Source organism: Shewanella psychrophila (assembly GCF_002005305.1).
Lineage (GTDB): Bacteria > Pseudomonadota > Gammaproteobacteria > Enterobacterales > Shewanellaceae > Shewanella > Shewanella psychrophila.
The window spans coordinates 4,074,757-4,093,815 of record NZ_CP014782.1; the positions used below are offsets into that span (position 1 = coordinate 4,074,757).

The window sequence follows — 19,059 nt, forward strand, 5'->3', positions numbered from 1 at the left end:
CATGAATACTCTCTTTATGAATAGCCTGTTGATGACAATCCCTCTGCTTCCTCTGTGCAGCGCGGTGATGCTAATCTTATTTCAACCAAATGTTCTGTGGGCAAGAATACTTGGTGTTAGCTCAGTCAGTCTGGCAGCGCTATTAGCTATCACACTCAATATACAAGTCTGGGAGCATGAGTTATTTATCATTCAGGCATCCTTTGGAGAATGGCTGAATATTAACACTTCAGAATTAGCTTCCTTAGCGCAGGCTTCACAAGATGTAAGCTCCATAAACCTGAATTTTGGCCTGTACTTAGATCCTTTATCTTTAGTGATGATCACCATCATCTGCTGTATCGGCACCCTTATCCATATATATTCAGCAAGCTATATGATCCCAGATACAGATCAATGTCGCTTCTTCGCCTACTTAAACCTATTTGTATCCTCTATGCTCATTCTGGTACTTGCCGACAATTTGGTGCTCCTCTATCTGGGATGGGAGGGTGTGGGCCTGTGTAGCTACCTCTTAATTGGTTTTTGGTATCAAAAAACTGACAATAACAGTGCCGCTAATAAAGCTTTTATCATCACCCGCATCGGCGACACAGCCATGTTAATTGGTATTATTTTACTGTTTTATCAATTCGATACCTTAAATATTCAGCAAATACAGCAACAATCTCAAGCATTACTGCAGCTTAATACCGCGGGAGAGAGTCAATTAATTGCACTCTCATGTTTACTGTTATTTGCTGGCGCTGCGGGAAAGTCGGCGCAGATGCCATTACACTCCTGGTTACCCGATGCCATGGCTGGCCCGACTCCGGTAAGTGCGCTCATTCATGCGGCGACTATGGTGACTGCCGGTGTCTACTTGATCGCAAGAAACGACACCCTTTACCAACTCGCCCCTCAGGTACTACTTTTTATCGCCATCATTGGATTACTAACCGTGCTGCTTGGCGCAACTTCGGCACTGTTTCAAACGGATCTTAAGCGCATATTGGCTTACTCAACCATCAGTCAGCTTGGTTATATGTTCCTAGCCTTAGGTGTAGGCGCAGCATCGACGGCCATCTTTCATCTGATGACCCATGCATTTTTCAAGGCCCTGCTGTTTCTCAGCGCTGGGGCATTAATCTATTGCATGAACCATGAGCAAGACATAATGAAGATGGGCGGTCTGGGAAAGAAACTCCCTTTACTAACACTCAGCTTTGCCATAGGTTGTGCCGCCCTGGCCTCTTTACCTATGACATCGGGGTTCTTCAGTAAGGAGTTAATTTTAGAACAGCTGGCAGCGGCTGAGCGACCACTCCTGTGGTGGGGAGCCTTGTTAGGCGCATTTTTTACTGCGCTGTATAGTGCAAAGTTATTTTTTATCATTTTTTTGGGAAAACTCGGTCATTCGCCCAGCCATAAAACCCCAAAGGTTATGGGAGCAGTCCTCATCGTCTTGATGATGCTATCCTTACTCGGCGGGGTTCAACCCCAAGGGGTGATACACCTGTTTGGCGAGTTAACCGATAGTTCATCTTCAATGCTGACACCAATCGAGCATTGGTTACCTATTCTAGTGCCGTTAATCGGTGTGCTCTTAGCTTGGTTTCTGTTCGGTCAAACAAGAGAAGATGAACGAGCCAATAATCTTATTTTAAGCCGTTTTATGCGTGCAGGCTGGGGCTTCGATACTTTATTCAATATCGTTTTTGTCGCACCTTTTAAAAAACTCACCTTCCTCAACCGCCACGACATCATAGATACGAGCTTTCGTGTACTCGAGAAAGTTAGCTATCGCCTCCATTTGATGTTTAATCGACTGCAAACAGGGCAACTAAGAAGCTACAGCGCTAGCCTGATCCTGTTCAGCATCTTAGCCATCGCTTGGGGAGTCATAAGATGATGTTATTCTTATTAGTCTTAATTCCACTCTTTGGTGGAATGATTGCATGGTACAGCCAAACCTTTAATTCAAAGCTGCCACGAAGAATATCCCTATTCACACTTCTAGCCAGCTTGGCTTATATCAGCATTCTGGCATTAACGAGTCCACTTCCTCGAAGCAGTCAATGGCTTTTCGATGAAAGCCATGTGTGGATTGACAGACTTAACATCACGGCTCATTTTTCTATGGATGGCCTTAGCCTGATCTTGATATTACTGACCTTATTGATAGGCCTAGCCGCACTATCTTCAGCCTGGAGCGAGATTGAAAAACATCAGGGATTTTTTTACTTCAATTTTCTATGGACCTTAGCCGGGATCATTGGCGTATTTCTGGCGATGGACCTCTTGCTTTTCTTCGTCTTCTGGGAGGTGATGTTAGTCCCCATGTACTTTCTTATTGCCATTTGGGGACATGAAAACCGTCGATATGCGGCTTTAAAGTTCTTTCTGTTTACCCAAGCAGGTGGATTATTGATGCTGCTGAGCATCATAGCCTTAGTGGTGTTTCATTATCAGGAAACCGGCCAGCTTAGCTTCGACTATCATGTGTTAATACTTGCGCCCATTACCTCCCCGATGGCCATTTGGATCAGTTTAGGTTTTATTATCGCTTTTCTGGTCAAGCTGCCCGCTTTTCCTTTTCATCCCTGGTTACCCGACGCCCACACACAAGCCCCCACTCCGGCGAGTATCATACTGGCGGCGATACTATTAAAAACAGGCGGTTATGGCATCATCCGGTTTGTACTCCCCCTGTTTCCCGATGCGGTACACTTTTGGTCGCCGCTTATGATGACGCTCGCCGTGGCGAGTATCATCTACGGTGCCTTGATGGCATTTTCTCAGCATGACTTGAAACGCATCGTGGCCTATTCGAGTGTGAGTCATATGGGTTTCGTACTGCTAGGTTGTTTTAGCCTGAACATGATTGCACTTCAGGGTGCCGTAATGCAGATGCTGGCTCACGGCCTGAGCAGTGCGGCACTATTTATGTTAGTTGGCCTGATACAACAAAGATTTCATACCCGAGATCTGCATCAATTTGCTGGCTTATGGCGGTATTTACCTCAGTTGAGCGCCATGGGACTCTTTTTCGCCATCGCTTCACTAGGTATGCCGGGGTTGGGTAATTTTATTGGGGAGTTTCTTATACTTGTCGGCAGCTTAGAACAGCATGCTAACTTTGCCGTACTTGCCTCCTTGGGCTTGATACTAGGCGCAGTGTATTCCTTACGCATGATCCAGAAAAGTTTCTTCGGGCCTTTTCGAGCCAAAGACTCAGATCCATCCCGTCCAGTTCCCACCATGGAAGTACAATCAAACTTAGCATCTATGTCTACAGATGACACAGCTAGCACCGAAGTCCCTGAATACAAAAAAACACCAGAACACCCAACTCCATATCCTGATCTGAGCCTAAAAGAGAAGTTGACACTAATGTCGATCGCGGCGGGCTTAGTCCTTTTAGGACTCCACCCTCAACCACTATTGGATATGCTAGAACAGCCATTAACTCAAGTGTTAACACTTTACGCCATTGCAGGAAGTGCATTATGAACATTCACTACCTTCCGGCCAGTATATTATTGGCTACTATTTTAATCTTACTGTTGAGTATTGCTTTAAAACGATCGCACATTCATGCTTTTGTGATCACAGGTGCTGGTTTGATTGCTGCTTGTCTGGCTCAAGTCTCCTTAATTGAAGCCCCTGCCATGTCTGAGCTACTATTTATTTTTACCCCGATAAATGTCTTTATTTCTGCCGGGTTATTAGCCATCTTAGTCTTTCTCTGGTCTCAACTTTATCATTGGCTGGATAAATCAGGTAACACCAATGAAGAGTATTACCTGCTGTTATTGATGGCGACTCTTGGTGCTGTGTCCATGATTGTCAGTCAACATTTCGCCAGCTTCTTTTTATCCTTAGAGCTAATGAGTCTCTCTTTCGTTGGGCTTATCGCCTATTCAAGAAACATCCCGAATAGTCAGGAAGCGGGCGTTAAGTATCTGGTGTTATCCGCCAGCGCTTCGGCTTTAATACTCATGGGTGTCGCCCTTATATATCTGCAAACGGGAAGCCTGACATTCGACGCCTTGTCTACAAACAGCCTGCAACAGCTAACAAGTTTCCCTCTGAAACAAGATATTTATGAGTATGATCCTACTCGATTAAATTCGCTAAATTTAACCACGACCGGTATGATTTTTATTCTCATAGGCCTTTGTTTCAAACTGTCTCTGGTACCTTGTCATCTGTGGGTCGCGGATATTTTTGAAGGAGCCCCCCTGCCTACTACGGCCCTCTTGGCTATCGTCTCCAAACTAGCGTCCTTTATCGTGTTATGGAGAATGTTCAGTTATGGCGAATGGCAAACAAACAGCACAATTTTAGACATCATTGCCCTGATCGCAGTCACATCTATGCTCATCGGTAACTTGTTAGCACTCCAACAAGATAGACTGTTAAGAATATTGGCCTTCTCCTCTATCTCTCATTTTGGTTACTTGCTGATTATTTTGTTATTGCTCCAGACTAATGCCAGCCTGCTTAAAGATATAAGTTTTAACCTTGAGGCGATGATTTTTTATTTACTTGCCTATATGATCACCTTAACGGGGACTTTCTCTGTTTTGATGCAACTGGAAAACAACACCTCAATCACTCAGATAACCGGGCTATTCTGGCGGCAACCATTACAGGCAACAAGTTTAAGTGTGCTCATGCTGTCGTTAGCCGGAATACCACTTACCATAGGCTTTATGGGGAAATTCTACCTAGTCACTGCAACCATCTCTGGCCAGCTTTGGTGGCCAATGGGCTTCTTGGTAATTGCCAGTGTAATAGGGCTATATTTCTATCTTAGGATCATCATGGCCATGCTAGCTAAAGCTGACACCTCCTCAGTCCCCTCTAAATTAGGCATGAAAGACAGACTTACCTCTTGGTTCATTATTGTAACTGTCATAGGCATCGGAACTTTTCCCAGCTTATTTTCTGAGATGCTCAAGGCAGTCACTCACTAACAGACTTTTAAACCTTGATGGCAAATATAAACTTACTCACAAGTTCGTAAAATTTAACCTAATCATGGGGAAATCATACTGTTATTTTCACATAGCGTGATAGAGTGATTTGCGTTTTACTTATATAACAGAGCCCAAGATTATTATGCCTTTTTATCAATCTCCACAGGATATCAGTGCTTTCGATGCTAAATTTGAAGCACAAAAAATCGCTTTCGCTCCCATCAGCTTTCAAGTTGCACGCTGTTTACTAAAGTTTGGCATATTAGAGCAGATAGATGCCGCGGGTAAATCAGGCTGTTTACTCGAAGAAATTCAACTGAGCACTCAGTTATCCGAATACGCCGTGAGTGTATTACTGGATATGGGCCTAAGCATGAGACTGATTTGGAATAAAGATGAATACTATCATATAGATAAAATAGGTAACTTCTTATTGAATGACGATATGGCCAAGGTTAATCTAAACTTTGTCCATGATGTCTGCTACCAAGGTCTATTTGAGTTAGAGGCGTCACTCGTCGAAGGGAAGCCAAAGGGATTATCAGTATTCGGGGACTGGGACACTATCTACCCCACTCTCAGTGAGCTACCCGAGAAAGTAAAACAGAGTTGGTTCGAGTTCGATCACTACTATTCAGATCATGCTTTTGGCCAACTGCTACCACTAATATTTAAAAGCGATCCTAAACATATCATCGATGTTGGTGGTAATACAGGTAAATGGGCTTTGGCATGTACTGGCTACAACAGTGACGTAAATGTCACTATTATGGATCTTCCAGGTCAACTCAATGTCGCATTAAAAAATGCAGCAGATAAAGGTGTAGCCAGCCGGGTTAATGGATTTGAATGCAATCTTTTAGACCAGTCACAAGCTTTCTGTCCCGAGGGCGACCTATACTGGATGAGCCAATTTTTAGATTGCTTCTCTAAGGCGCAAATTTTAAGCATTCTGCAAAGAACTGCCCAGAGTATGACGACGCAGAGTGAACTATGCATTTTAGAAACTTACTGGGACAGACAACCGTTCGAAGCAGGCGCGTACTGCGTCAATGCCACGTCTATTTACTTCACTGCCATGGCCAATGGCGACAGTAGGATGTACCACTCTAAAGATATGCTAAAACTTATCTCGCAAGCAGGCCTGTATGTCGATGAAGATATCGACGATATTGGGCTGGGGCATACCTTGCTTCGTTGTAAACTGAAGCCTTAATACTAATCAGTATTGAAAGCTAGAAATCAGTAGCTAGGTTTCTACCGATTAAATTAAATTGAATGCATGAGTAAATAGAATCAAATATTTTTAAGCGTTCTATTCCCTTAACATTAAGTCATCACTTAATTACTAGGGAATAGAAATGAAATCTACTCTTAAACAGCTCTCTAATAGCGCCTCACGTTTACCTAGCCCTATGGCGGGCTTAGCACTCGCTATTGCGAGCCTAGGTTGGGCATGGGAAAGCATGTTGCCAACTATGGACGGTCGCGGTCAAACAATAAGCGCAGCTATTGCGGCCATTTTGCTGGCAAGCCTCGTCATCAAATTTGTACTTCATCCAAGAATTTTAAAAGAAGAGCTCACCCATCCAGTGATTGGCAGCGTGATCCCAACTTTTGCCATGGCACTTATGGTTATATCCAATTCCATTGGTCAATACTCAGCATCTACAGGTCAAATAATCTGGTTACTTGCCATACTCATCCACCTTGTATTTTTGAGTATGTTCGTTTTCTATAGAGCAATAGATTTTAAATTGGAGCATATGGTGCCAAGCTGGTTTGTACCACCTATTGGGATAATAGTCGCAGCCGTCAGCTTCCCGAGTAATGCAGACACAGCCACTCAGAACCTTCAATGGATTGCCAACGGCACATTAAACTTCGGTATGTTGTGTTACCTAATAATGCTACCAATCATGCTATATCGTTTGATATTTTGTGCCCCTATCGCCGATGCGGCTAAACCAACCATCGCCATATTAGCTGCTCCAGCTAGCTTATCTTTGGCTGGTTACCTAACTATCAGTAGCCAACCTTCAATTGTTGTTGTCGCACTGCTACTAAGTATTGCAATCTTGATGACATCGGTTATCTACTTGGCCTTCTTTCATCTACTAAGACTCCCCTTCTCACCTGGGTATGCAGCATTTACCTTCCCCATGGTCATAGGGGCGACAGCGCTATTTAAAACCTACTACTGGCTAACTGAGACCTATGGAACCAATCAATTCACCCATTTTATCGAGCAAGCCGCTAAGGGAGAACTGTTTATTGCAACGGCAGTGGTCATATATGTCGCATATCGTTATTTATCTCATTACAGTCCTAATGGATGGAAAGCATAAATAGAGTAGTAGTATCAAAGAAAACAATTTTTGATCCTTTATCAGTACACTAAGTGAGTATTTATCCCAGCCATCAGCTTATGTTGGCTGACCTCAACCCCTTACATTTTTATTTTGCCAATAATAAAAACAACACATTAAAATTATTTACAAGTACATCAAACGTGTAAAATCGCTTGTATTTTAAACAAATAAAATTCAAAAAAGGAGAGTGAAAAAAGTGATCGGAATCACAATATGACTACAATTGTTTCAACTGAACACTTTTTATCTTATCTTTTAATTAAATAGATGTTAAAGATTTAACAACCTGAAACATGCAGGCGAGCGTACACAAATTAAACCAGAACAATAAATAGCCAAATAATAATAATCCGCTCACAATTACCACTCAACATATTGATTAACATATTCACACCAACACGAGATGTTAAGTTGAGCGGCTAAGTGTGTTATTAAAACGTAACGGGCAGAGTTAACCCCCTTCACTTACACACTATTGCAGATGTTACCACTACGTGCTTATATCCCACCTCTAGCAACATTGTTTAGTATTCGCCTAGCCTTATTAACAAGCGTACACATTGCTGTATTCGTTGCTATATAAAAACCAAACACCAAAATAAAAATTAAACACCAAATTATTAATAAACATAATAAGTGTCAGGGAGAACAAAATGCTGCCAAACTCAAAAATGGCTAAAGCTGTGCGTTTTGCATTAATTAGTGGTGCTGCAACTGCCGCATTAACTGCGCCAGCTGTATTCGCTGCAAGTGAAGATGAATCAGTAGAAAGAATTCAAGTAACGGGCTCACGTATTAAGCGTACCGACATGGAAACGGCTACGCCTATTACCGTATTAAGTGCCGATGATATGGCTAAACAAGGTTTTACCAATATTCAAGATGCACTTCAGAGCCTAACCTCCACTACAAGTGCAATGACAGGCCAATCGGTTCACGGTTTCACACCTGCTGCATCTTCAATCAGCTTACGAAATGCAGGTGCTAACCGCACCTTGACACTGATCAATGGTAAGCGTCTAAATCAGTATCCTAAGCCTGCTAACGGAACTGACAACTTCGTCGATACTGCCAACCTTCCAATGGAAGCCGTAGCACGTATCGAAGTATTAAAATCTGGTGGCTCAGCCATATACGGCGCCGATGCTGTCGGTGGTGTGATCAACATCATCTTGAAAAAAGATTTCGAGGGCGTAGCACTTAAGTATCGCCATGGCGATACTTTTGAAGGTGGTGGAGGAAGTGATCGTATCGCACTATCTCTAGGCGCATCATCGGATCGCGGCAACGTATCTACCTTTATCGAGTTCACTAATACTGAACAGCTAAAGGCGACGGATCGTGAAAACTTCGGTCTTCACACAGATAAAGTTCCTTATAGTGATTTTTCTAATTACAGTTCATATGGCGCTCGTATAGCTGGCGGAACTGGTGCTCGCCAACTGACTCCAGATGAATGTACTGCCGGTGGCTTCTTTTGGGATGCTGGCAATACACGTTGTGGTTTTGACCGCTCACAATGGCGCGATCTAGAGCCGGAACGCACTCGTTTTATCAGCTCTACTAACTTCAACTATGAACTGTCAGACGATGTGAGCTTTGTCGGTCGCCTAGACTTTGCAGAAGCAAAATCGACTACTCGTATCGAGCCTATGGCAATCAACGATTACGACGTAACAGTTGATGGCAGCAATGTTACGGTTTCATCTGGTGATCTAACGAAAACGTTTAACAACAAAACTACAGTTTTAGGCGGTGATTTCGCTAACGCTGAAGATGGCAAATACTACTATGTTCGCCGTTTGCACGAATTTGGTAACCGTACAGGCGAAACTAAGACCCGTAATTACTTCTTCACGGCAGGCCTTGAAGGCGTAGTCTTCGAAGATTATAACTGGGATGCGTCTGTAAACTATGGTCGTACAAACGTTGATGTTTTCCGTGGCGGTTACGCAACTGTTGGCGGTATGTTCGACTACATCACAGCCGGTGAAAATGGCAACTCTTTGCTGAAAAACATTTCATCTGAAGATGTTGAAGCCGCTTCATATACACCATTTGAACGTGCACAGTCGACGCAGAAAAATGTACAAGCAAACATTACTGGTAGCGCTTTCGACATGCCAGCTGGTGAAGCCCTATTCGCATTTGGCGCCGAGTACACAGAGCAAGATTACCAGAGCGAATCTGATTCTGAATCAGCTAAAGGTAACATCCTTACAACTGGAGGTTCATCAGGAGCAGGCGATCGTTCATACTGGGCAACTTATGCAGAACTAAGCATGCCTGTATTGGACCAGCTAACTGTCGATGTCGCAGTACGTTACGATGAATACAGTGATTTCGGTGGTAATGTTTCTCCACAGATCACCGTTCAATATCGTCCAATGGATGAGTTGTTAATCCGTGCATCGGCAACAAGCGTATTCCGCGCACCTGATATGCATCGTGTCTATGGTGATGCAACTAAAGGCTTCAACCAAGTTATTGACTTTAAACAGTGTCAAGCTATGGGAGGAACCCCTGCTCAGCCTAATTCAGATCCTAAGATCAACGAGATCTGTAACGAACTTCATATCGATACCACAACGGGTGCTAATAAAGATCTGGAAGCCGAAACGGGTTACACAGCCAATATCGGTGCGGTTTGGGGTGGCGATTCACTCAATGCTTCATTTGATTTATGGGAGTGGAAGCTGGATGATATGGTGAGTGATATCAGCACAAGTAAAGCCGCTCGTGAATATGATACATATGAAGATATGCTCACGCGTGACGCAGATGGGACCATCACTCATATCAACGCAGTCGCAATGAACTTAGCCTACCAAAAAGTACGTGGTATTGATTTTACAGCAGGCTATGGCTGGGATCTAAATGACCTAGGTGAGTTTAAGTTAAATTTCCAGGGCACATACATTCTTCTATCTGAGGGTCAGACAGATCCTACTGCAGATATAGATGATGATATCGATGATGGTGGTTTACCTCAGTACCGTGCAAACTTGATACTTGGTTACTACATCGAAGATTTTGAAACAACATTAGGTGCTTATCACACCGCACGTATGCACGGTGTTTCTTACAAATCATTTAAGAAGTCTGCGACAGATGCTGGTGAAGCGTTTGACGAAAGCGCTCATGAAGTTGCCTCTATGACTAAGTGGAACCTTACCGCAGGCTACAACATCACTGATGCCATCAAGGTTCAGGCTGGTGTGATTAACTTGTTTGATGCAGGTCCTAACTTCGACCCAACAGATAGTTCATGGCCTCATTATCCACGTGGCGTTTATAACGCTCGCGGTCGTGAGTTCTTCTTAGAAGGTGAAGTAAAGTTTTAAATCATTTAACTCAGTTAATATGATTTTAAACATAAAAACGGCATCATTTGATGCCGTTTTTCTATTAAGCTATCTAATATCATACTGGCTTTAACTAAAGCCTAAATAGTGTGCCCCCACGACCACTAAACTTGATACAACAAACAATCCAAGCATAAAGCGCCAGATAAACTTAAGCCAGTCTCCCCAATCAACCCTGCAAACACCTAAGGTTGCCATCAAGGATGCCGATGTCGGTACCAAGACATTTGTAAAGCCATCCCCCAGCTGAAAAGCAAGTACGGATACCTGTCTAGTCACACCTACAATATCGGCCAATGGCGCCATTAAAGGCATAGTCAGAGCTGCCTGTCCCGATCCAGAAGTCACGAAGAAATTAAACACCGACTGAAACAGCAACATGAACCAGGCTGAAAGCGCATTAGGTAATTGGCCGATAACGTTTCCGGCACTGTTTAAAATAGAATTAAGTACGCTAGGCTCAGTTGGGCCTCCGCCGCCGAGCAAGATAAGAATGCCTGAAGCACAGCCGACTAACACAGCCGGTTCCAACATAGTGGCTGCGCCTTGCTTAAAGCTAGTCGCCACATTATTGATTGTCATGCCGTTCAGCTTAAACATCACACCAATCGCGCCTATCACTATACCCATAGTAAAAAACTGGCTAGCGATCTCGGGAATAAACCAGGCCTGAGTCACCACGCCCCAGATAACCCAAGCGACAGTTGCTACAATCGCCAGTAGCACTAAGATATCTCCGATATTAAAACGACTATCTAAACTAGCCTTACTCTGGTTCTCTCTAAAATAAGCATCCGAGTGGTAACTATGGGACAGCGAAGGCGTCTGTTTGATTTTCTTAGCATAGCTCATAGTGAATGCTAGCCCCATCAGGGTGAATCCAGCCCACATGATAACCCTCATACCCGAACCAGACAGTACGGGGATCCCGGCTATTCCTTGTGCGATTGCGACACTAAATGGGTTCATCCAGGAACTGGCAAACCCTATCTGCGTCGCCACATAGGTCACCATCACAGTCGTTATGCCATCGTAGCCAAGTCTTATCATCAGAGGACAGATAATTATCGCGAAGGCAATAGCTTCCTCTCCCATGCCGAACACGGCACCACCGAGGGAAAACAAACTGAATATCGCAGGAATAAACAACATCTCATTGCCGCGGGTCTTATCGATAAGCCTTAAGATGCCGTTATCTATGGTGCCTGTAGCCATCACGACCCCGAAGGAGCCACCGATCACTAACATAAACATGATGACACCGATGGCGCTGCCCCATTTAGAGCCAGATACAAGCCCTTCAAAGGCAAAATTGAAAAATCCTGCGCCGCCATTACCCTCGAATAAGGCCACGGGTTGCAGCTTAGGATCGCCTTGATCGTCTAGGCTATATTGAAATGAATTTGGATCGACAACCACTCGAGACTTTTCAACACCATCGGCTACATAGCTAACCTCCAGTGTATCGAAGGCCCCGATAGGGACAAAGTAGGTCAATAATGCCGCGGCTAAGGCCACGAAGAAGATAATGACTAAGGTGTCAGGCATCTGCCATGTGGAAATACGTTTAGCGCTTTGTTCTTTACCGAGGGAGCTAGTCTGGTCCATATCTACTGCCATTTATTCTTATAATATGGCCGCAATATAAACTAAATTAACACTTGCCTCAAAGCGATAACACAAAGAAGCATTTTTCAAGATTAAAATTATAAGCCCATTATCGAATTATCATTGTCACTACCGCCAGCCGACAGTGAAAGTAGTCCGCTAACGAGCAACTTTTTGCAACACTCTTATTGCCAATAAGATTATTAGGGGAAAACTCGAGGCGCAACCTAACAAGTCGATCTTACTGACAATTAACAAAGAAAACCTTCATATTAATTACTGTTTACCATAAGACGAGTGATCGTCAAAAGATGTCAAGCAATTTACGTGCCTAAAACATCCCTTTACTAGGCACACCTATACAATTGTTACCTTGCTCGCAAATCTAAACAATCCAAGCAGGAAGCCGATGACAATCAGTGTTGTTAGTTTCAGTCCGTGCTAAAATCTTTACGGTAAATTGGTCTTACCATTTAAAAATAAAGATAAGTCATGCAGCATTTATCTCAGGTAAGACGCATACAGCAGTGGTCTCATAAAGTGTAAACGAATTACAGTTTTAACCAATTTAGCTCCAAAAATTGACCAAGGTCACGAAATATAATTACAAAATTTTTATACTAGCTATATCAGGAACCTCTTTACACAAGTAAAGGTTCCTTAAACTAACAATCAAATTTATATTAGATTAATTATCTAAAATAGCTTCACAGCAAAGGCATAGGTAAAAGCAAAAATGAATAATAATCCAAGCCCATTTGATGCTAGCACACCAGCCACAACAGCTAAGAAAGTTGAAGATGCTGCAGTCGTTAAGGTCAATCGCGACACAATATCAACGTTACTACTTGCTGCTACTGCTGGTGTTTTTATCGGTTTGGCATTTGTGTTCTATGTTGTCGTTACTGCAGGTGGTAGCGCCCTTCCTTACGGGCTCAATAAACTCATTGGCGGCTTATGTTTCAGCCTTGGACTAATGCTTGTGGTTATCTTAGGTGGTGAGTTATTCACTTCAACAGTCTTAACCATTACAGCCAGAGCAAGTAAACGAGTGTCCACCAAAGCCTTAATGCGCAACTGGGGCTTAGTTTATTTAGGTAATTTCATCGGTGCCATGGTGCTTGTGGGCTTGATGATCAGCGCTAAGCATTATGAAGCGGGACATGGGCTAATTGGCCTAGGTTACTTACAGACAGCGCAAGCTAAAATGCACCACACATTCGGACAAGCCTTTGCCTTAGGTATTATGTGTAATGTCATGGTCTGCCTCGCCGTTTGGATGGCCTATGCAGGCCGTACCGTCACTGACAAATTGCTTGCTGTTGTATTACCCGTCGCCATGTTTGTCGCCGCAGGTTTTGAGCACTGCATCGCTAACATGTTTCTTATTCCCATGGCCATTTTTACTAAGCAAGTTGCAACACCCGATTTTTGGGCAAACGCTGGTATAGACCCTAGTCAGTTTGCTGATTTAACTTGGAGTCAATTTATACTCCACAATCTCGTCCCGGTCACTTTAGGTAATATTGTGGGCGGCGCTATTTTCGTAGGACTCACTTATTGGTTTGTTTATCGCCGCCCCGCACTTGCGAAGGCACACAACGATAACCAAGCTTAATTCTTAACAGAAGGTATTTGCGCTATGACCGAAAAAACTGAACAATTTGCCAACGCATGGGAAGGATTCACCGCCGGCGATTGGAAATCTCAAGTCAATGTTCGTGACTTTATACAGACTAACTACACCCCTTATGAAGGCAATGAGTCATTTCTAGCCGAAGCGACCGAAGCGACCACCAAGCTTTGGGACAAGGTGATGGTTGGGATCAAGCAAGAAAATCAGACTCATGCACCTGTGGATTTTGATACCGACAAGGTATCGACCATCACTTCCCATGAAGCCGGTTATATCGAGCAAGAACTCGAAACCATTGTAGGCCTTCAAACAGAAGCACCGCTTAAGCGTGCCATGTTGCCTAACGGTGGTATTCGTATGGTAGAAGGCTCATGCAAAGCATACGATCGCGTACTGAACCCAGAAATTAAATATGTTTACTCTGAGCTTCGTAAGACTCACAACCAAGGTGTGTTCGATATTTACACCCCAGAAATCATGGGTTGTCGTAAATCAGGTATTCTGACCGGTTTACCCGACGCCTACGGCCGTGGCCGTATCATCGGTGATTACCGCCGTATTGCCCTTTATGGCATCGATTATCTGCTGGAAGACAAGTTCGCCCAATTCGGCTCCTTACAAGAGCGTTTCGAAACCGGTGAAGACTTAAGTGCTACCATGCAACTTCGCGAAGAAATTGCCGAGCAGCACAAAGCCTTAGGTCAGATGAAACAAATGGCTGCCAGTTATGGTTTTGATATATCTAAGCCTGCAAGCAATGCTAAAGAAGCGATTCAATGGACTTACTTCGGTTATCTAGCCGCAGTGAAGAGCCAAAACGGTGCCGCCATGTCTCTTGGCCGTACTTCAAGCTTCCTCGATATATTCATCGAACGTGACCTTAAAAATGGCACCTTGACTGAGCAGCAAGCTCAGGAAATGGTAGATCATTTCGTCATGAAGCTACGTATGGTTCGTTTCCTACGTACGCCAGAATACGATGAGTTATTCTCAGGTGATCCCATCTGGGCCACAGAATCGATTGCCGGTATGGGTCTAGATGGCCGAACCCTGGTCACTAAATCCAGCTTCCGTTTCTTGCATACTCTGTACAACATGGGTGCGAGTCCAGAGCCGAACATCACAGTACTATGGTCTGATAAACTACCCTTAGACTTCAAGAAATACTGTGCTAAGGTCTCTATCGACACTAGCTCTATCCAGTATGAGAATGATGACCTTATGCGTCCGGACTTCGAGTCAGATGACTACGCCATCGCCTGTTGTGTCAGCCCTATGGTTATCGGTAAGCATATGCAGTTCTTTGGTGCTCGTGCTAACTTGGCCAAGACTATGCTTTATGCCATCAATGGTGGTGTAGATGAGAAGCTTAAGACCCAAATAGGTCCTAAGTCTGATGCTATCACATCAGAAGTGTTAGATTTTGATGATGTTATGGGCCGTTTGGATACCATGATGGACTGGCTAGCCACTCAATATGTGTCTGCACTCAACGCAATCCACTTCATGCATGACAAATACTCCTATGAAGCAGCCCTCATGGCACTTCATGACCGTGATGTACGCCGTACTATGGCATGCGGTATCGCAGGTTTATCTATCGCCGCCGATTCACTGTCTGCGATTAAGTACGCTAAAGTTAAGCCTATTCGTGACGAAAATGGTATCGCCGTCGATTTCGACATCCAAGGTGATTATCCTAAATTCGGCAATAACGACGCACGAGTCGATGACTTAGCCAGTGATCTGGTCGAACGTTTCATGGCGAAAATTCGTCACATGAAGATGTACCGCAACGCCATACCTACTCAGTCAATCCTGACCATCACCTCTAATGTGGTTTATGGTAAGAAGACAGGTACTACACCTGACGGACGTCCAGCAGGTGCACCATTTGCACCGGGTGCTAACCCTATGCATGGCCGTGATGAGAAAGGCGCCGTAGCTTCTCTGACTTCAGTAGCTAAACTGCCATTTGCCCATGCACAAGATGGGATCTCATATACCTTCTCTATCGTACCCAATGCACTGGGTAAAGATGAAGATGGGCGACGTACTAACCTTGCAGCACTAATGGACGGCTACTTTTCTCATAATGAGTCACGTGAGGGTGGTCAACATCTGAATGTTAACGTGATGAATCGTGAAATGCTTGAAGATGCCATAGTCAATCCGGACAAGTACCCTCAACTCACTATCCGAGTTTCAGGCTATGCTGTACGCTTCAACGCCTTAACACCTGAGCAGCAGCAAGACGTTATAACACGTACCTTTACTAAGGGAATGTAATGAGCTTATCTTCTCTAGATAAGTCCTAGTTAACGTAAATAGAGTCAGGCTGTAATCACATGATTTTCAGCCTGACTTAGCAAAATTAAGGAGAAACAATGACAGTAAAAGGTCGGATCCACTCACTGGAATCCTTTGGTACCGTAGATGGGCCAGGCATAAGGTTTATCACGTTTATGCAAGGTTGTTTGATGCGTTGCCAATACTGTCATAATCGCGATACCTGGGATCTTCATGGTGGACGAGAAGTCGAAGTAAAAGAACTCATGGAACAGATTATCAGCTATCGCCCCTTTCTCGAGGCCAGCGGAGGAGGTGTGACCGCCAGTGGCGGCGAAGCCATATTGCAGGCGGAATTTGTCTCTGCCCTGTTCGCAGAATGTAAGCAAGAGGGTATTCACACTTGTCTGGATACCAACGGATTTGTACGCAAATATACGCCTATCATAGATGAACTACTCGACAATACCGATCTGGTTCTGCTCGATATTAAACATATAGACGATCAAAGACACATCGACCTGACACAGGTCAGCAACCACCGCACCTTAGAGTTCGCACAGTATCTGAATAAAAAACAACAAAAAACTTGGATACGTTATGTGGTTGTCGGTGGTTTTACCGATGATATCCCTGCGGCGCAACGCCTGGCCGACTTCCTCAAACCAATGACTAATATTGAAAAAGTGGAGCTACTGCCCTATCACGAGCTAGGAAAACACAAATGGGAAGCCATGGGGGAAACCTATCAACTCGATAATATTTCACCACCATCGAGTGAAACCATGGAACAGATTAAAAAGGTCTTTGTAGACGCTGGGATCAAGGCCATTTACTAGCAGTAATTAAAGATATTCGTTTCGGTTATAGCAATAAAATTAAAGCTCTTCCCAATAAGTATTATCTAATCGTTCAAATGCTGCCTTTAATAAAAGTGCCATATCGAGATAACAGGCTCTTGGACCAAGGGGACTATGCTTGACTCCCATACTCGATAATTTCGCGGTCAGTTGATCGCACCAATCGAGTAAAGACAGAGGTAAGGGGTGGCGAGCACGCCAACCAAGCCAAAGCAGACCTTGAACGGGTAGGCTAAGAAAAAACAGGGCAATAGTGATTGCTTGGGGCAAGAAAGTCCAACCATGGATATAGACTTGACTCGTAGCAGCCAAGAGAGCAAGCACTGGCATCAAGGTCACCGCGAGCTGAGTCGCCCTGATAACCCGATATTCGGGAAAGTAAAAACTAAGTTGTCTGACCATAGGCCAAGTCTTCATATATCGACGACCATCGCCCAGAGTTTTGATAACTTGAATGCTCAACTAAGACACCTATTTATATGGATACTGCTTTTACCATAGCACATGCTGCAATAGAGCCCCAAGGCCTTGCGATAGCTAAATCAGTAGTTCCTGGCTCCGACATCGGAGCACTTCTAGCGACTTCGGCTATTATTGCCAATGAAGTCATATTGTTCAGTGATAAATAATCACAGCATTACAAAAGGTTTAAACATGTCAAACAAACTGGTATTGGTACTTAATTGCGGTAGCTCGTCATTAAAATTTGCGGTTATCGACGCCTCTACGGGCGATGACCAGATCTCAGGTCTTGCTGAATGTTTTGGACTAGAAGACTCTCGTATCAAGTGGAAAGTCAAAGGTGAGAAGCAAGCTGCCAACCTAGGCGCGTTCACTGCTCACCGTGAGGCGGTAGAATATATCGTCAAGAATATCTTAAGTGCTCACCCGCAAATTGCTGAGCAAATCAAGGCTATCGGCCATCGAGTAGTACATGGCGGTGAGAAATTCACTCATTCAGTCATCATAGACGAGTCAGTAGTCCAAGGCATCGAAGACTGTGCCGCCTTAGCTCCACTGCATAACCCGGCTCACTTGATAGGTATTCGTGCCGCTCAATCCGCCTTCCCGGGTCTGCCTCAGGTTGCCGTGTTCGATACCGCTTTCCACCAAACCATGCCGGAGAAGGCCTTTATCTATGCCCTTCCCTATAAGCTATATCGTGAAAACAGCATACGTCGTTATGGTATGCATGGTACCAGCCACCTGTTTGTCAGCCGTGAAGCGGCTAAGGCCATCGGCAAGAATCTTGAAGAGACCAATGTCATCTGTGCTCACTTAGGCAACGGAGCTTCGGTCACAGCCATCAAAGGCGGCAAGAGTGTCGATACGTCAATGGGACTCACCCCTCTGGAAGGCTTAGTCATGGGTACACGTTGTGGCGATATCGACCCATCCATCATACATCACCTTGTCAGCCGTCTCGGTTACACCTTAGATGAAGTAAACAACCTGATGAACAAGCAAAGTGGTTTACTGGGGATCTCTGAACTGACCAATGATTGTCGCGGCATCGAAGAAGGCTATCAACAAGGTCATAAAGGCGCCACCTTGGCACTGGATATCTTCTGCTATCGCTTAGCGAAATACATCGCTTCTTATACTGTGCCTCTCGGTCGTCTGGACGCCTTGGTATTCACCGGTGGCATAGGTGAAAACTCAGATCTTATCCGAGCTAAGGTGCTTGACCTGTTACAAATCTTCAACTTCGAGCTTGATGATGAACGCAATAAGGCGGCACGTTTTGGTAAGCAAGGTCAGATAACCACAGACAAGAGCCCTATCGCCTTAGTCATCCCAACCAACGAGGAGTGGGTCATCGCAGAAGATGCCATGAGCCTGCTTAAGTAAATTAATACATGTCGGCTTGAAGCGATATTTCTGTTTCGAGCCTGCTATACAAGTCATTGAGTAAGCTAAAGTTTGGCATGAATAGATTTAACATTATGCCATTCAAGCGTCACC

The 19,059-nt window shown here is 44.2% G+C and carries 13 protein-coding genes; 11 read left to right on the top strand and 2 right to left on the bottom strand.

The window, feature by feature from the left end; all coding sequences use genetic code 11:
• The first annotated feature begins 1 nt into the window (after position 1).
• From nuoL to sps_RS17560, 6 genes are all read left to right on the top strand, one after another.
• Positions 2 to 1,891, top strand: coding sequence for an NADH-quinone oxidoreductase subunit L (gene nuoL / locus sps_RS17535; RefSeq protein ID WP_237157869.1), 1,890 nt, complete (start codon positions 2 to 4; stop codon positions 1,889 to 1,891).
• On the top strand, positions 1,888 to 3,492 hold the full coding sequence (locus sps_RS17540) for a complex I subunit 4 family protein (RefSeq protein WP_077753693.1): 1,605 nt from the start codon (positions 1,888 to 1,890) through the stop codon (positions 3,490 to 3,492). The genes nuoL and sps_RS17540 overlap by 4 nt, the downstream gene beginning before the upstream one ends.
• A complete protein-coding gene (locus sps_RS17545; RefSeq protein ID WP_077753694.1) occupies positions 3,489 to 4,961 on the top strand; it encodes an NADH-quinone oxidoreductase subunit N in 1,473 nt (490 codons plus the stop codon). The genes sps_RS17540 and sps_RS17545 overlap by 4 nt, the downstream gene beginning before the upstream one ends.
• A 145-nt stretch (positions 4,962 to 5,106) precedes the next feature.
• Complete coding sequence (locus sps_RS17550; protein WP_077753695.1) at positions 5,107 to 6,180, top strand: methyltransferase; 1,074 nt, start codon at positions 5,107 to 5,109, stop codon at positions 6,178 to 6,180.
• Between the two features lie 145 nt (positions 6,181 to 6,325).
• A complete protein-coding gene (locus tag sps_RS17555) occupies positions 6,326 to 7,312 on the top strand; it encodes a TDT family transporter (protein ID WP_077753696.1) in 987 nt (328 codons plus the stop codon).
• Between the two features lie 677 nt (positions 7,313 to 7,989).
• Positions 7,990 to 10,680, top strand: coding sequence for a TonB-dependent receptor domain-containing protein (locus sps_RS17560; protein WP_077753697.1), 2,691 nt, complete (start codon positions 7,990 to 7,992; stop codon positions 10,678 to 10,680).
• 90 nt (positions 10,681 to 10,770) lie between these two features.
• On the opposite strand, the gene yfcC is transcribed toward sps_RS17560, so the two are convergent.
• Entirely contained in the window at positions 10,771 to 12,309 is a 1,539-nt protein-coding gene (yfcC, locus tag sps_RS17565) for a putative basic amino acid antiporter YfcC (protein WP_077753698.1), read from the bottom strand.
• Between the two features lie 736 nt (positions 12,310 to 13,045).
• Here yfcC and focA point away from each other — a divergent pair.
• The 3 genes from focA to pflA all read left to right on the top strand — a co-directional run bounded on the left by focA (position 13,046) and on the right by pflA (position 17,073).
• Positions 13,046 to 13,927: a formate transporter FocA gene (gene focA / locus sps_RS17570; RefSeq protein ID WP_077753699.1), complete on the top strand. Its 882-nt coding sequence runs from the start codon at positions 13,046 to 13,048 to the stop codon at positions 13,925 to 13,927.
• A gap of 24 nt (positions 13,928 to 13,951) precedes the next feature.
• Positions 13,952 to 16,234: a formate C-acetyltransferase gene (gene pflB, locus sps_RS17575; RefSeq protein ID WP_077753700.1), complete on the top strand. Its 2,283-nt coding sequence runs from the start codon at positions 13,952 to 13,954 to the stop codon at positions 16,232 to 16,234.
• A 98-nt stretch (positions 16,235 to 16,332) separates the two neighbouring features.
• Complete coding sequence (gene pflA / locus sps_RS17580; protein ID WP_077753701.1) at positions 16,333 to 17,073, top strand: pyruvate formate lyase 1-activating protein; 741 nt, start codon at positions 16,333 to 16,335, stop codon at positions 17,071 to 17,073.
• Between the two features lie 39 nt (positions 17,074 to 17,112).
• Here the strand turns inward: pflA and yfbV are convergent, their stop codons facing one another.
• The gene (gene yfbV, locus sps_RS17585; protein ID WP_077753702.1) at positions 17,113 to 17,556 is read right to left on the bottom strand and encodes a terminus macrodomain insulation protein YfbV; all 444 of its coding nucleotides are present in this window, start codon (positions 17,554 to 17,556) and stop codon (positions 17,113 to 17,115) included.
• 17 nt (positions 17,557 to 17,573) lie between these two features.
• Here yfbV and sps_RS28530 point away from each other — a divergent pair, with 17 nt between their 5' ends.
• Positions 17,574 to 17,723, top strand: coding sequence for a hypothetical protein (locus sps_RS28530; RefSeq protein ID WP_169915815.1), 150 nt, complete (start codon positions 17,574 to 17,576; stop codon positions 17,721 to 17,723).
• A gap of 25 nt (positions 17,724 to 17,748) precedes the next feature.
• A complete protein-coding gene (gene ackA / locus sps_RS17590; protein WP_077753703.1) occupies positions 17,749 to 18,945 on the top strand; it encodes an acetate kinase in 1,197 nt (398 codons plus the stop codon).
• Positions 18,946 to 19,059 lie beyond the last annotated feature (114 nt).